Annotated in this window: 9 protein-coding genes and 1 pseudogene; 1 reads left to right on the top strand and 9 read right to left on the bottom strand. The window is 42.4% G+C overall.

Going from position 1 to position 15,541, the window contains the following annotated elements; translation table 11 throughout:
* Nucleotides 1-27: 27 nt before the first annotated feature.
* The 9 genes from pfkA to mutS form a co-directional block, all read right to left on the bottom strand.
* Nucleotides 28-999, bottom strand: a complete 972-nt coding sequence (gene pfkA / locus AWM76_RS03790) for a 6-phosphofructokinase (RefSeq protein ID WP_003143453.1) — start codon at nt 997-999, stop codon at nt 28-30.
* A 101-nt stretch (nt 1,000-1,100) separates the two neighbouring features.
* Complete coding sequence (locus AWM76_RS03785) at nt 1,101-4,589, bottom strand: DNA polymerase III subunit alpha (protein ID WP_003143454.1); 3,489 nt, start codon at nt 4,587-4,589, stop codon at nt 1,101-1,103.
* A gap of 42 nt (nt 4,590-4,631) precedes the next feature.
* Complete coding sequence (gene queA / locus AWM76_RS03780) at nt 4,632-5,756, bottom strand: tRNA preQ1(34) S-adenosylmethionine ribosyltransferase-isomerase QueA (RefSeq protein WP_003143455.1); 1,125 nt, start codon at nt 5,754-5,756, stop codon at nt 4,632-4,634.
* A complete protein-coding gene (gene ruvB, locus AWM76_RS03775) occupies nt 5,757-6,818 on the bottom strand; it encodes a Holliday junction branch migration DNA helicase RuvB (protein ID WP_003143456.1) in 1,062 nt (353 codons plus the stop codon). It lies immediately after the preceding gene.
* 27 nt (nt 6,819-6,845) lie between these two features.
* The gene (ruvA, locus tag AWM76_RS03770) at nt 6,846-7,478 is read right to left on the bottom strand and encodes a Holliday junction branch migration protein RuvA (protein ID WP_003143458.1); all 633 of its coding nucleotides are present in this window, start codon (nt 7,476-7,478) and stop codon (nt 6,846-6,848) included.
* Between the two features lie 4 nt (nt 7,479-7,482).
* The gene (gene msrB, locus AWM76_RS03765; protein ID WP_003143459.1) at nt 7,483-7,923 is read right to left on the bottom strand and encodes a peptide-methionine (R)-S-oxide reductase MsrB; all 441 of its coding nucleotides are present in this window, start codon (nt 7,921-7,923) and stop codon (nt 7,483-7,485) included.
* 237 nt (nt 7,924-8,160) lie between these two features.
* Nucleotides 8,161-10,224, bottom strand: a complete 2,064-nt coding sequence (gene mutL, locus AWM76_RS03760; protein WP_003143460.1) for a DNA mismatch repair endonuclease MutL — start codon at nt 10,222-10,224, stop codon at nt 8,161-8,163.
* A gap of 218 nt (nt 10,225-10,442) precedes the next feature.
* Complete coding sequence (locus AWM76_RS03755; protein ID WP_060779342.1) at nt 10,443-11,762, bottom strand: IS1380 family transposase; 1,320 nt, start codon at nt 11,760-11,762, stop codon at nt 10,443-10,445.
* A 156-nt stretch (nt 11,763-11,918) separates the two neighbouring features.
* Nucleotides 11,919-14,528, bottom strand: coding sequence for a DNA mismatch repair protein MutS (gene mutS / locus AWM76_RS03750; RefSeq protein WP_060779341.1), 2,610 nt, complete (start codon nt 14,526-14,528; stop codon nt 11,919-11,921).
* A 388-nt stretch (nt 14,529-14,916) separates the two neighbouring features.
* Between mutS and AWM76_RS03745 the strand changes: the two are divergent.
* Nucleotides 14,917-15,501, top strand: a pseudogene (locus AWM76_RS03745) (divalent metal cation transporter); the annotation flags it as partial.
* Nucleotides 15,502-15,541 lie beyond the last annotated feature (40 nt).

The following is a 15,541-nucleotide window of genomic DNA, read 5'->3' as shown; positions in this document are numbered from 1 at the left end:
GATTAATGCATCCTTTCTTAGAAAAAATTAAAATGAAATTTCTGAGTTGATATTGTATAGGTCTACTTGAGACGTATGAGAGTGCCCTTTTGTTTTCAATGCTTCATTAATATCAGTAGAGATAATCTTTTCACCACTAATACCTACACAAATACCGCTGGCACCTTTATGTAACAATTCCACAGCATTGAAGCCAAACAGCGCTGCCAATACACGGTCACGAGCTGTTGGTGCTCCACCACGTTGAACGTGACCTAATACGGTAACACGTGCATGATAGTCATCATATTCGTAAAGTTTATCAGCAAATTCATGCCCCTCCATTACACCTTCAGCAAGGATAATAATAGAGTGTTTCTTACCGCGACGACGACCGTCTTCGATGTTTGCAACAATATCATCCATATTAAATTCTGCTTCTGGAATAATGATTTGTTCAGCCCCTGAACCGATACCAGTCCAAACGGCAATATCACCTGCATTACGCCCCATCACTTCAATAACAAATGTACGAAGATGACTAGTAGCTGTGTCACGAATTTTATCGATAGCTTCTAAAGCAGTGTTACAAGCGGTATCGAAACCGATTGTGTACTCGGTACCAGGAATATCGTTATCGATTGTTCCAGGAATACCGACAGTTTGAATACCTTCTGCCGCTAATGCTGCTGCACCTCGGTATGAACCGTCCCCACCGATTACAACCAAAGAGTCAATGCCATGTTTTTTTAATTGTTCAATCGCTGGTCTACGGCCTTCTTCATCCTGAAATTCAGGATAACGGGCAGTATAAAGCATGGTACCTCCACGAGCAGTCAAATCACTCACATCGCGTTCCGTCATTTGGAAAATGTCGCCTTCAGCTAAGCCACGATAACCGTAGCGAATACCGAATACTTCATCACCATCATGAATTGCTTTACGGACAACTGCTCTAATAGCTGCGTTCATACCAGGGGCGTCTCCACCACTAGTTAAAACTCCTATACGTTTTCCCATTTTTCCACCTCAATTAATTTATTTACAGTGTTATTCTACCATTTTTCATAGCTAATGTCTTACGTTTTATCAATTTGTGCAAAGATATACAAGGATTTTTCTTATTTTACAACCACATTTCCCTCGCCATAGACAGCAACCAATTCTGTAACGGATTCCTCCGTCACTTTAATGGCATATTTTTCAGACAACCAGTAGTTTTCCTGACTCGCCACAATTGTGAAATGAAGCCTGGTTTGACCCGGATATTTCCCAACAACTTCTAGTAGTCCAGCTTTCAGCGCACTAGCCTTGGCCTTGTCTTCAACGCGAATCCAACAAACTGGGGCTTGGATGCTTTGTGCAAGCTGGCTTTTTTGTCCGCCAGCATAATCTGCTTGGCCAGAAATGTCTGCTTGTTTTTGACTCAAATTGTTTAAATATACTTTTGTATCTTCATCCAACATCCAAGCCTTAGTCAAGACGACTTGCAATTCATCATTGCGCTTTTGCGTCTTTCCGTAAACCAACAAGGCATTGCCTTGGTTTAAATGTTTGGCGAAAGTGATATAAGCTTCCGGGAAGGCTGTCACAGAAATCTGCCCCGTTTGGTCCTTTACTGTCACAAAGGCCATAGGTTGATTTTTCTTAGTGGTAATTCGTTTCACCGCTATAACCTCCCCTAGGAAAAAGGCTTTGCTATTTTCTTTGAGGTTTTCAATGTAATCAATAATCCCTGTTTGATAAAAACCTTCATAGTCTTCAAAAAGGCTAATCGATAATGCTTGCCCCAGCGTTTCTATTTCATTTTCAATTAATTGGTGTTGGTCAAATTCATCGATTTCAACAATCTTCGGTGCGAACATGGCTGACAAGTCATCATCCCCAAGTAGCGAGGTTTGGCGTTGATTGTCTGTTTTAAAGAGTTGCTCATGGGTAATCATCTTAGGGATAGCTTCCAATTGTAAGGTACGTCGGTTGTAGCCAAAGCTATCCAATGCACCTGCTTGGGCTAATTTGACTAAGATGTCTTCTTTGAGGGCGAGCTTTCCAAGTCGGTGGATAAAGTCGGTAAAGTCCTTAAATGGTCCTTCCGCTTCCCGAGCTTGAATCATTTCTTCTACTGCACGCTTAGGAATACCTCGAATGTCCCCTAAGCCGAGTTGTAATTGGTGGTCGTCCACAACTGACAAGCCATAAAATGACTTGTTGATATCTGGATTGACCACTTCAACCCCGTGGTTTTTCGCTTCGAGTACCAGGTTCTTCCCCTTTTTATCATATATCCTTGTATGTTTCAGGTTGCCATAATAAAAAGCAACTGGATAATTGGCCTTGATCCAAGCCAACTGGTAGGCCAAGTATGAGTAAGCAAAGGAATGCGACTTATTAAAACCATAGTTGGCGAAGGCTTCAATATAGTCGTAAATTTGCACAGCGACACTTTCCTGGTAGCCATTTTCAATAGCCCCGCTGATAAATTGTTTGCGGACATTTTCAATGGTTTCGTGTTTCTTTTTACCGATGGCACGACGCAAGATATCCGCTTCACCCAGGCTAAATCCTGCGATTTTTTGGGTCACCTGCATTACCTGTTCTTGGTAGACCATAATCCCATATGTAGGGGCTAAAATTGGTGCTAAATCAGGGTGTGGGTAAGCAATAGCTTCACGTCCATGCTTTCTGGCCACAAAATGTGGAATTTGTTGGACTGGACCTGGTCGGTACAAGGCATTAACAGCCACCACATCTTCAATGGATGTAGGCGCTACTTGTTTCAAAACATTCTTAATACCGTCCGATTCAAATTGGAAGACGCCATTGGTATCTGCATGTTGGAAGATTTCATAAGTCTTTGGATCATCTAATGGAATATCCAAGGCTTTGACAGGTCTACTGGTTAATTTACCAACGGCCGCTAACCCGTCATGCAAAATAGTTAAATTGGATAGACTCAGAAAGTCGACCTTTAGTAGGCCCACTGCTTCGACATCCCCCATTGTATATTGGGTATTTGGAATATGGGTGGATGAGGCTTGAAGCGGTGTATGCAAGGTTAAAGGTTGGTCCGCAATCACGACACCGGCCGCATGGGTGGAAACGTGACGTGGTAAACCTTCTAGTTTACGGGCGGTATCAAACCACAATTGCCCGTGGTCTTCGTTTTCAATTAATTCCCGCAATTTCTGTGACTGGTCGTAGACTGATGTTAGTGTTTCAGCTGGTAAATTAGGATTATTGCCTACTGTATTAGCCCATTCTGATAAGGTCACTTGCGCTTTCCCAAAAACAGAACCGACATTTCGCAAGGCTTGCCGAGCACCAAATGTCCCAAAGGTCGCAATTTGTGCTACATGGTTGTCCCCGTATTTCCGGTAGACATAGTCGAGCACTTCTTGCCGTTTATTATCCGGGAAATCCAGGTCAATGTCTGGCATGTTCTGCCGATCCGGATTCAAGAACCGCTCGAATAGTAAGTCGTTTGCAATCGGGTCAACGTCTGTAATTTCTAAGACGTAAGCCACTAAGGCCCCGGCAGCCGACCCACGTCCAGGACCCGTTTGAATATGGTGTTGGTGGGCATAATTCATCACATCCCAAACGATTAAAAAATAATCGTCAAAGCCCATATCATGGATGACCGACAATTCATAAGCCAAGCGGTCGGTGTAGGCATCTGTAATGTTCGCCACACGCTTAACTAACCCTGCTTCCGCTAAGTCTTTTAGGTATTTCGGTGTAGCCGTGTATTCACTCGGTAGCGGGTATTTGGGCAGCAAGGTTTCAATTTGAGGAAATACAATATCAATCCCCTTCACTGCTACCTCTAACCGGTCCAAGGAGTCTTTGTAAACTGAATCTTGATCATCTGGATCTTGGTACATCTTGGCCCATTGGTCTGGATTTCTAAGTGCATGGGACCCTTTCACTTGCTTCAACTCATCAATCCCTGTCATCGGCTTATTATTGTCAATGGCTTCAAGGACTTGTTGGGTGAAGAAGTCATCCGGATTTGCATATTGAATGTGCGGCATAGCGACTAATGGAACCCCTGATTGCTCACTCAATTCGATGATGGCTTTTGCGTGGAATTGTTCATTCTCCAAGGCTGAAAGACCTAGGAATAATTGGTCATCTGAAAAATGGCGTCGCCACCAAAGTAACTCTTCCTCTAACTGGTCGTAGTCTGCCTGACCATCGCCTTGTTTCAAGTACCGCATATGTGGCCCGGTCATAGCAGAAAAAATTACAATGTAATCATCCGCGTGCATGGTGATTTCTTGGTAAATGGCCCGGCGGTTGGCTTCTGCTTGTAATTTTAAAGACGACGAAAGGGCCATCAGATGCTGATAGCCTTCGTAGTTTTTTGCGTAAACAACCAATTCTTCTTTGACATTGTCAATATTAAACTGGACGGTTAGCCCGATTAAAGGGGTGATGCCATTTTGCTCACAGGCACGGACGAATGCCAAGCTGCCTGACATGACATTAACATCGGCCAAGCCTAAATGGGTATAACCTGCAGTCGCCCCTGCCTGTACGTATGCCTCAACAGACATGGGACTGGTTAATAGGGAATAGGCTGAATTTACATGTAATGGCACAAACATCCGGTCACCTCCTCATTTATATGGTTTGTTTAAAATCACTATTTACTTGTCTTCATCAGTGAAAAACTGACTATTTCTTTGTTTCGCCGCTTCAATATCTTCTGCAGTAATCGCTGGATCAGCGTATTGGGGTCCTCGTAAGAACATGGCATCCCCAAAGGAGAAGAACCGGTATTTTTCTTCAACTGCATGCTGGTAAGCCGCAAGGACATGGTCGCGTCCGGCAAATGCTGAAACCAACATAATCAAAGTCGACTTAGGTAGGTGGAAGTTAGTAATAAATCCTTCCACCACGCTAAATTGATAGCCTGGTGCGATAAAAATATCGGTCCAACCAGAATCAGCTTGGACTTGCCCCTTGAATTTAGTGCCGATTGTTTCAAGGGTGCGGATAGATGTCGTCCCAACCGCAATCACCTTGTGTCCACCTTCTTGGGCTCGGCGAATTTTAGCCGCATTTTCTTGGTCTAAACGATAGAATTCCGAATGCATTTTGTGGGCATCAATATCATCCACAGATACCGGTCGGAAGGTCCCAAGTCCAACATGTAAGGTTAGGTAGGCAATTTCAACACCCCGGTCTTTTAAGTCTGCCATAAATTCTTCTGTAAAATGAAGACCCGCTGTTGGCGCCGCCGCTGACCCATTTTCCTTGGCATAGACGGTTTGATACCGGTCAGGATTGTCTAGTTTCTCTTTGATATATGGTGGCAATGGCATTTCTCCTAAAGCCTCAAGGACTTCTAAAAAGATGCCATTATATTTGAATTCCACAATTCGGCCACCATGTTCAAGCACCTCAGTAACAACCGCCACTAATTGACCGTTCCCAAAAACAATCTCAGTCCCCACACGAATACGACGAGCTGGTTTAACCAAGGTTTCCCATTTGTCGCCTTCCGTATTATTTAATAGTAAGACTTCGATATGTCCACCCGTATCAGGACGAATTCCTTGTAAACGCGCTGGTAATACTCGGGTATTATTCAATACCAAGACATCACCCGCTTCAAGTTCACTAGCTACATCTGGAAAATGGCCATCCTGGAAATCCCCAGTTTGGGCGTCAAGTTTCAACAGTTTACTAGCCAACCGGTCTTGAATCGGTACTTGGGCAATCAATTCTTCTGGTAAGTCAAAATCAAAATCATTTGTCGTTAATGTCACTTAATATTCCTCCGCATAGGGTATACCTAGATGGTCGTAGGCCTTTGGTGTTACTAGACGACCACGTGGCGTTCTTTGTAAAAACCCATTTTGAATCAAGAAGGGTTCGTACATATCTTCTATTGTTGTCGCTTCCTCTGAGATATTCGCTGCTATGGTCGACAAACCAACAGGTCCCCCACCATAATAGCGAATAATCACATCGAGAATTTTTCGGTCCGTTTCATCTAAACCTGCTTGGTCTACTTTCAAAATAGATAAGGCCTTATCCGTGATAGGATCGTCAATTAAACCATCTTCGTGATAGACTTGAGCAAAATCACGGACCCGCTTTAATAATCGGTTGGCGATACGAGGTGTCCCTCGTGACCGCATCCCAATTTCTTTCGCTGCTTGATCTTTAATTGGCACCTCAAATAAACGAGCTGTCCGTTCAACAATGGTCGCTAATTCATCCACTGTATAGTAGCGTAAATGTTGGACAATCCCAAACCGGTGTCTTAATGGTGACGACAAGGCACCTGGTCTAGTTGTTGCCCCAATTAAGGTAAAAGGTGGCAGCGGAAAATGTACAGGGTGGGCCCCTTCATCTTGTCCAACAATAATATCTACTTGGTAGTCTTCCATAGCGGAATACAACATTTCTTCTACCACACGGGGCAGGCGATGAATTTCATCAATAAACAAGACATCTCCTGCTGACAGCTCATTTAACAAGACTAGTAAGTCTCCTGTTTTTTCAATGGCTGGTCCAGAAGTGGTTTGAATATTAACCCCCATTTCATTGGCGATAATATTCGCCAGGGTAGTTTTCCCTAAACCTGGTGGTCCATAAAGGAGGACATGGTCAAGCGCTTCATCACGATTTTCGGCTGCTTGTATATAAATCGCTAACTCTTCTTTTAACTCAGCTTGACCAATATATTCCCGCAAAAACTTAGGTCGCAAGGATAATTCCTGGACTTCATCTGCTTGTGCATGGGGTGAGTGTATTTGGCCGTTGTAGACGATTTCAACATCTAAATCTTCTTGGTCAAAATTTTCATGATGATCAACATTCATGGCAACTGCCTCCCTTCTTTTCCTATATTAACGTTTTGTGATAAATTTCAAGGCGATGCGTATGGCTTCTGCTGTAGCGGTCACACCTGTGAAGTCAGCATTTTTTACTACGCGATTGATTTCTCTTTGGCTGTAGCCAAGACTAGCCATGGCCTCTTCAAGTTCATGCATGAATGGTAGATTGACTTGGTCTGGTCCTTGAATATCCAGGCTTTCTTGCTTGAATAGTGCAGAAGACGGAGACTCAGCTAAAACTTTTGGCAGTTTTTCTTTCAAATCCAGCACAATCTGGCCGGCTGTCTTTTTGCCAACACCTGGAAATTTCATTAAAAAGGCATTGTCTTCTGCCTGGATGGCTGCGACTAAACCGGCGTTATCGTCTAACGATAGGATGGATAAGGCAGATTTAGGGCCGATACCAGAAACCGAAATCAACTGTAGGAAGATAATCTTCTCTTCTTGTGATTTAAAGCCATATAAACGTATATCATTCTCTGAAACAGATTGGTACAACCAAATTTTCACTGGTCGGTCTTGCCCGATTTTGTCTGTAAAACGATAAGGATTGGCCATATAAATATAGTAGCCAATCCCCCCCGTTTCAAGTATGACAGCATCTGGGTAGACACTTTCAACCTGACCTATCATAAATTCGTACATGGTCTTACTTCACTAATTCTTTCAAGTCGCCGTAGCCTTCTTTGTCCATATCTTCTAGCGATACGAAACGAAGTGAAGCTGAGTTGATGCAGTAGCGCAAGCCACCTAATTCAGCTGGGCCATCATTAAATACGTGACCTAAGTGGGTATCTGCGTCTTTTGAACGGACTTCAATACGTTTCATACCATATGAAGAGTCATCTAACTCTTCGATCTCATCTTCAAAAATTGGTTTTGAAAATGATGGCCAACCACAACCGGCATCAAATTTATCAGTAGATACAAATAATGGTTTACCGCTCACGATATCCACGTAAATACCTTGCTCGTAGAAGTCGTCATATTGACCAGTAAATGGACGTTCAGTACCCGCGTTTTGTGTTACTTCATATTCTAATTCAGACAGTTCTTTCAAACGTTCTTCTTTATTGTAGTCTTTTGTCATAATGAAACTCCTTTTTCTCGTTTGAACACCTGAAAAACAGGTGTCGTGATATTGGGCGCCAAAAGTCAAACTCTTCCGAAACTTACCAAAATATGCCAATTACTTGGCAGTAATTGTTTAGTTTTTGGTCCAGTACATTGAGTTTTAACGACTTTTGTGGCACCTCTCTTTTCCTTGTTTATATTCTAGCACAAATTCCGCTTATACACGAAAATCTAGATCACAGTTTTAATTGCTCTACAATTGCGGTGACTCGTGCGGATCTTGAATTCGCTTGAACATCCGCTCAATTTCATAATTTGAAAAATGAACCAACACTGGTCGACCGTGCGGGCAGTTATAGGGATTTTTGGTATAAGCCAGGTCGTGCAGCAGTTGTTTCGCCTGCATGTCGTCTAAATAATGATTGGCTTTAATCGACCGTTTACAAGACATCATGATAGCCGTTGCTTCCCGGTAATTGCCTACCGTCGCTTTAGGATCTTCTAAAACTAAGGCGATCAAATCTTCTACAATCTTTTGGACATTCTTCTTGCCCATCCAAATTGGGTGCTGCTGTAACTGGAAGGCATTTGGGCCAAAGGGTTCCAAATCAATCCCCATTTTCAACAATTTTGGCCGGATTTGGTCAATTTCTTGAGCCTCTGAATTTGAGAAATCAAAAACAATCGGTAATAGTAAACTCTGCATTGCCGTTCCAAATTCTACAATGGTATCCCGATAGTATTCGTACTTAATCCGCTCCTGGGCCGCATGTTGGTCCACCAAATACATACCCGTCTCATTTTCAGCCACCAAATAAGTCCCTTGCATTTGCCCCACATAAGTCAACTCTGGAAAAGACATATTCCGGTCCACGATAGCCTGGTCAAGCGCCCGAACTTGGTTAACGGTTTGCCAGATGGGTTTATTGTGGGATTTTGGCAAGTCCACTTCTTGTTCCGTATCCAAATAGGCTACTGATACCTCATCTGAATGATCAGCTTCATTTTCAAGGCTCTCTGCTTGAACCACCTGTGCTTCATCCCACAAATAAGTCGGTACTTGGACAGATTGTTTGACCTCTTCATGAACATCTTCATCGAAAATTTTAGAGAAACCATTACCTGAAAAAGGGCTAGTGTCATTTTGCTGGCTATTACTGCCATGTCTACTTTGACTGGCCGAGAAGTCTAAACTGGCTTGCTCGCCAAGGTAAGTAGTTGGCTGGCTTAGAGGGCGGTAGTTATTTTGCCCAGAAGATTGTGAAGCAAATGAATCGCTGTTATTGACTGATTGGCCGTCGTCCCCTTCACCGTCAGCGTATACATCCGGAATCCGTTGGACAGGGGCAAGGGCATCAATAATGCCGGTTTTGATCATATCATAGAGGTCGTCTTCTTTAGAAATACGGACCTCTTGCTTGGTTGGATGTACGTTCACATCGATTAATTGCGGGTCAAGTTCAATATAAATGACTGCAATTGGATACCGACCCACCATTAATTTAGACCCATAACCCTTTAAAATGGCCTGGTTTAACTTATAGTTTTTGATAAAACGACCATTCACAAACAGGGACATATAAGACTTGCTGGCTCTAGTGACAGCTGGTAAGGACACGTATCCTGAAATGTGAAAGTCTAAGTTTTCGCCTTCAATAGTCACCATATCTTTGGCCTGTCTAAAGCCGTAAATGGCCGCTAAGACTTCATTGACCCGGCCCTTACCATTTGTTGACAATAAGGTTTTCCCGTCATGGGTATAGTTAAAGCGAATGTCTGGATGTCCAAGGGCCTCACGGTTAATGATATCTGTAATATGGGCTAATTCTGTTTGCAAACTCTTCAAGTATTTCAAACGGGCTGGCGTATTGTAGAAGAGGTTCTCTACCAATACAGACGTCCCCCGTCTTAAAGCAGACGACTTCTGGTCAACGACTTCCCCATCTTTAATATAGATTTCACTTGAAGATTCCCCGTCCGATGTATTCATGGTCACTTCTGAAACTGAGGCAATTGACGGCAAAGCCTCACCCCTAAATCCCAGTGTCCGTATTCTAAACAAGTCACTTGAACTATATATTTTTGAGGTTGCATGTCGTTTAAAGGCTAGGCCAACTTGGTCCGCTGCAATCCCTCTTCCATTATCAATCACTTGAATAGACCGCAATCCGGCTTCCTTTATATGAATCGCAATTTCACTGGCGCCTGCATCTATCGCGTTCTCCACAAGTTCCTTGACAACTGAGGCTGGTCGTTCAACCACTTCCCCCGCTGCAATCTGGTTGGCTACTTGAATGGGTAATTCTTGTATCGCCATTTACATCATCCTTTATACCTGAATAATTCATAGCTCTAAATTTAAGCTATTTTTTTGAACAAAGTGCCTATATTTAAATTAGGCAGATACATTCTTCCAAAATAATGTGTTTTCGAACAGGATATATACGGAAGAAGGCTGTAATAAAAATTATTTGTCTATTTAAGGGCAGACTGACCCCTTGGAAAAATAGGTTAAAAATTTTTACGATAACTAGCCTAAATCCATTGCCTAGATCGCCGTAGGCGTTCAAAAACCTTATAAAATTCAGTTTGATACACATGATAACTCGACAGTTTGAGATAGACTTGTCTACCTGTTTTAACGAGTTTTCCGGCAACTTTAAGCAATGTCAATCGTATAGAATGAATCGTCATCCCCCGATTGACTTGTTCAAATCCAATGGTCTTTAAAAAATTGACGAGGTTGTAAGCCAGGACACTGATCATCATTCTGACATGATTTTCCAGGAAACGCGGACTATCTGTTTTGTCAAAATAAAAGCCTGATTTCGCTTCTTTGATGAAATTTTCCATTGTTCCACGCTTGCCGTAAAGAGAGAATATGACTTCAGGCGAGACATTATCGGATAGATTCGTCACAATGAATGCGTGGTGAAAAAGAAGCTCTCCTGCTTCACGGATTGATCGAATACAAACGCGACGGGGTTTTGACCAGGATTGTGCTTGATAAGGGAGTGAAAAATACTGTATTTCTCGGTCTTCCCATTTTTTATTATCCCCATAAAGAACAGAGTGTTCAGCTAACTGACTTAACCTCCGATTGCTCTTTAATCGGATAACGTACTGGCTTTCAGTTGCTTCACAAGATTCATACACCTCTGGTGTGGCGAAGCCGCTGTCACCCCGAACCAATATCTCGGTATGAGGTAACGTGCTCTTGTAGTGGTGTAACAGCGGGTCGATAAAGGCTTTTACCCCTTTAGACGTGTACTGATTGCCTGAACGCAGTTCAGCTTTTAGGAAATCTCCGGTCAATCCGTCAAATGCAACTAATGGGTGATAGCCGTAGGTTTGATAATGGGCATTATAATCTGTTTGTTCTTGGCGTCCAAAGGTATCCGAATGTGTGGAATCGACATCAATGATTAACTCGGTGTCATTGCGAATCAAACGCGCTTTATCAATCAGCGACTGATTTAATGCTTGGAGTTGATCCATGTTCTCCTCGGTGAAACGATCTAAAAACCGAGAGATTGACGATTGTGAGGCCAACTCTTTTTTACCGAGTACAGCTTGAAAGACTGGATCCTGTCTTAATAGATTAGCTGATGAGTCTGCCGAGTACCCAGCAATTAACTGCATAATGAGTTGTTCTAATATCGCTAAGTTATCATGTGTGAAGTAAACAAGTTTGTCTTTAATATGGAGCCACTGTTTAGCTACGTGTGAAAAGTCGAAGGTATTCATCACCTCTTTAACTAAGACCAAACCCGAATCACTCGATAAGCGACCACCTGTATGTGAAATAGTCAAATTTGAATTGAATTTTACCTGGTTTTTGTGTAAGCTAGTCATGAGAAGAACTCCTTTCTTTTGGTTGGTTTCGACACCTTTACCATATCAGAATGGGGTTCTTTTTGCATCACTTAACAGGTGAAAATGAAAAAGTAAATGAAGACTGCCGTTAGGCAGTTTCAGACGGTTTGAAGTCAAAGTATGAATTATTCAGGTTTATAATTGACTCTTTAATTCTGCTAAGAAGTTTAAGGCCTGAATCGGTGTTAAGTTATAAATATCTTCAGACTTCAATTGTGCAATCACTTTTTGACTAGGTGTATCCACTGGCCTATTATCTACCGGTTTCTTTGACGTTTCTTCTTGGACCACATCAAATAATGACAGCTGCTGGTCCTTATTAACTTCATTTAAATTGTTGGCTTCAAGTTCTTGCAAGACCATCTGGGCGTTCTGCAACAATTCACCCGGCATACCGGCCAATTTGGCTACATGAATCCCATAAGACTTGTCTGTTGCACCGTTAAATACCTTATGCAAGAAGACCAATTCCCCGTCTTCTTCACTGGCCCCAACATGAATATTGGCTAGGCGAGGTAAGCTTTCATCTAAGGCTGTCAGCTCATGATAATGAGTTGAGAAAAGGACTTTCGCATCGAAGTGGTCATGGATATAGACCAAGATGGCTTGGGCCAAGGCAATCCCGTCATAAGTAGACGTGCCGCGTCCCAATTCATCAAATAATAATAAGGAATTATCGGTGGCGTGCTGCAAGGCTTGATTGGCTTCCATCATTTCCACCATGAAAGTCGACTGACCCGCTAAAAGATCATCTGCCGCCCCAATTCGGGTGAAAATCTTATCAAAAATCGGTAAACGGGCTTCTTTAGCTGGTACAAAAGACCCCATTTGGGCCAAAATGACAATCAATCCTAATTGCCGCATATAAGTTGATTTACCGGACATATTTGGCCCTGTAATCATCAAAATGCTTGTTTCGGGATCCATCACGATATCATTGGGCACAAATCTATTTTGGCCAATGACCCCTTCAACAACCGGGTGCCTTGATTCTTTCAAGTACAAGTCACGTTTGTCGGTCATAAACTGTGGTTTCACGTATTGGTGGGTTTCAGAAATTTCCGCTAGAGACTGAAGCACATCAATAGTAGCTACTGTACTCGCAATCGCCTGCAAAGTCGCTTGATGACGTTTCACTTCTTCACGAACGGCTTGGAAGATTTGGTGTTCAAGGACTTGTGACTGTTCTTCCGCTTCAAGAATTTTTGCTTCTACTTCTTTTAGTTCAGGTGTAATGAAACGTTCAGCATTGGTCAAGGTCTGCTTGCGGTCATAACGACCTTCTTCAAGTAAATGCAAGTTGGCTTTTGTCACTTCGATATAGTAACCAAAGACCTTATTATAGCCAACTTTAAGGGATTTAATGCCCGTTTTGGACCGTTCATCTGCCTGCAATTGAGCAATCCACTGTTGGCCATTACGCATGGCATCCCGGTATTCGTCCAGTTGCGGGTTAAAGCCATCCGCAATGACATTCCCGTCTTTTAACGTCGCCGGTGCATCTTCCTTGATGGCTGCTGCAATCGTATCGGTTAATGCTGGTAAGGCTGTGATTTGCCCTTGGATATTGGCCCAGACACTTTCATCTTCGTTATCCGCTGCGATTTGGTCAACGGTGTCAATAATTCCTGGGACCCGACTTAGTGACTGGTTTAATTGTAATAATTCTTTAGGGTTAACGTTCCCAATAGCTACTTTTGCCACTAACCGCTCTAAGTCATACACCCCGTGTAATAGGTCTTTAATTTCAAGTCGTTGGAAATAATGTTCGATCAAATCTTCAATTTGAGCTTGACGCCGTTCAATTGCCGGCAGGGAAATCAGCGGTCTATCCAGCCAATTTTTTAGTAAGCGAAAGCCCATAGCCGTTTCTGTTTTATTTAAGAAAGCTAACAAGGACCCTTGCCGTTTCTTGGTTCTAACTGATTCAGTTAGTTCCAAATTACTTTTGGCATAGTAGTCCATATGGAGGTAATGCGCTACTTCATAGTGGGTCGCCGCCTGCCAATGGTCAATTGCTTGGTGGGACATAGAATTTACATAGGTCAATAGTAACAAGAGGCCATTCAATTCCTGGTCATCCGAAATGTCGGCTAGGATTTGCTTGTAACTTTCTCTTGTTTTCGCCCTTGTTTCAGCTGTCAACTCAAAAGGTGATAAGGTGAAAGATTGTAGGTGTTGTAATTCTTCTACCTGGTCTTTTGGTACAGATTGGGAAACAACCAATTCTTTTGATTGTAATTGGGCAAATTCTGTCAAAACAGCATTAAAGTCGTCAAGCGTAGTCACTTTTAACTCCCCAGTACCCACATCCGAAAAGGCTAAAATGTATTGACCATTAACGTAATCTAAGGCAGAAAGGTAGTTGTTTTCAACTATACCAATACTGTCATTCATATAGGTCCCTGGTGTCAAGACTTTCACAACACCACGTTTGACCATCCCTTTGGTTAATTTGGGGTCTTCCAATTGTTCAGCAATCGCTACCTTATAGCCTTGGCTGACCAAGGTTTTAATATATTCGCTAGCTGAATGGTAAGGAATCCCACACATAGGGATTGGATCTTCCGCATTTTTATTGCGCGAGGTTAAGGTGATTTCTAAAATTTGAGCCGCTTTTAAGGCATCATCATTAAACATTTCATAAAAATCACCTAGACGAAAGAACAAAAAGGCATCCGGATATTGGCCCTTCATTTCATTATATTGTTCCATCATAGGCGTTTGTTTGGTTTTTTGAGACATTCTGTATTCACTCGCTTTATTTTTTTACTTTACTTTTCTGTATGAGGTGGTGCCAAAAAGGTCGTCCCTTCATTTTTACTAATCTCTGTCATTTTACCACAAATCTGGTGCCTTGTACGAGTATGGCCTTTGTCTATATAGGTGAAGAAACTTTAGCTAACCAAGTCATCGCCGAACCATTTACGGTTTTCTTATGTATTTATTTTAGGTTGCCCTTATTTTTATATTCACCTTTGCCTTTTATAGGCGTATACTCTATTTGCAAAAGAAATTTTCAAAGGAGACGGTAGCCCATGACAGAAGAATCGAACATAGAGAATAAAAGAAAAATCAGCGACCTTTCCTTAAGTGAAATAAACGGAACAGTTGAAGTCCCAACCGGCAAAGGATTTTGGCGGATTTAGCGTCAAAAGGTGTATTGGCCACGTTATTTGCCGTCGCCCTACTTGCTTCCGGTCAAAATTCAACTATTACAGGTACCCTAACCGGCCAAGTGATTATGGAAGGTTTTATTGAACTGAAATTACCGCTTTGGGCTCGTCGGTTAATGACCCGTTTAATTGCCATTATCCCTGTCATATTGAGCGTCATGTATACCAGCCAAAAAGGGACTGTCGAAGAGCATATCGCCTTGAATAACTTGATGAACAATTCCCAAGTTTTCTTAGCCCTTGCCCTACCATTTTCAATTATTCCTTTACTCATGATTACCGACTCTGAAAAAGACATGGGTCACCGCTTTAAGAATACCCTTATCGTCAAATTTTTAGGTTGGGTATCTGTCATTGGTCTAACAGTTTTAAACATGCTTGGTTTACCGGATGAAATCTTGTCCTTCTTCGGCGACGACCCGACAGCTAGGCAAATTTCCCTAGCCCATGCCCTAGTTATTTTAACTATGGCTTTCATCCTATCCTTACTCGTTTGGACCATCATCACTTTATACAAAGGCAATAAAGGCTTGGCAAAATAAACACTTTTATATAAATAAAATCGCGACCAGTCTTGAATGA

This window comes from Aerococcus viridans (genome assembly GCF_001543285.1).
Lineage (GTDB): Bacteria > Bacillota > Bacilli > Lactobacillales > Aerococcaceae > Aerococcus > Aerococcus viridans.
Note: the sequence above shows the minus strand (reverse complement) of the source record. Positions and strands in the feature narration are given on the sequence as shown.

Excerpts from the sequence above, each read along its gene's own strand:
- pfkA (WP_003143453.1), bottom strand. The coding sequence starts at position 999 with ATGGGAAAACGTATAGGAGTTTTAACTAGTGGTGGAGACGCCCCTGGT.
- AWM76_RS03785 (WP_003143454.1), bottom strand. The coding sequence starts at position 4,589 with ATGTTTGTGCCATTACATGTAAATTCAGCCTATTCCCTATTAACCAGT.
- ruvB (WP_003143456.1), bottom strand. The coding sequence starts at position 6,818 with ATGAATGTTGATCATCATGAAAATTTTGACCAAGAAGATTTAGATGTT.
- ruvA (WP_003143458.1), bottom strand. The coding sequence starts at position 7,478 with ATGTACGAATTTATGATAGGTCAGGTTGAAAGTGTCTACCCAGATGCT.
- msrB (WP_003143459.1), bottom strand. The coding sequence starts at position 7,923 with ATGACAAAAGACTACAATAAAGAAGAACGTTTGAAAGAACTGTCTGAA.
- mutL (WP_003143460.1), bottom strand. The coding sequence starts at position 10,224 with ATGGCGATACAAGAATTACCCATTCAAGTAGCCAACCAGATTGCAGCG.
- AWM76_RS03755 (WP_060779342.1), bottom strand. The coding sequence starts at position 11,762 with ATGACTAGCTTACACAAAAACCAGGTAAAATTCAATTCAAATTTGACT.
- mutS (WP_060779341.1), bottom strand. The coding sequence starts at position 14,528 with ATGTCTCAAAAAACCAAACAAACGCCTATGATGGAACAATATAATGAA.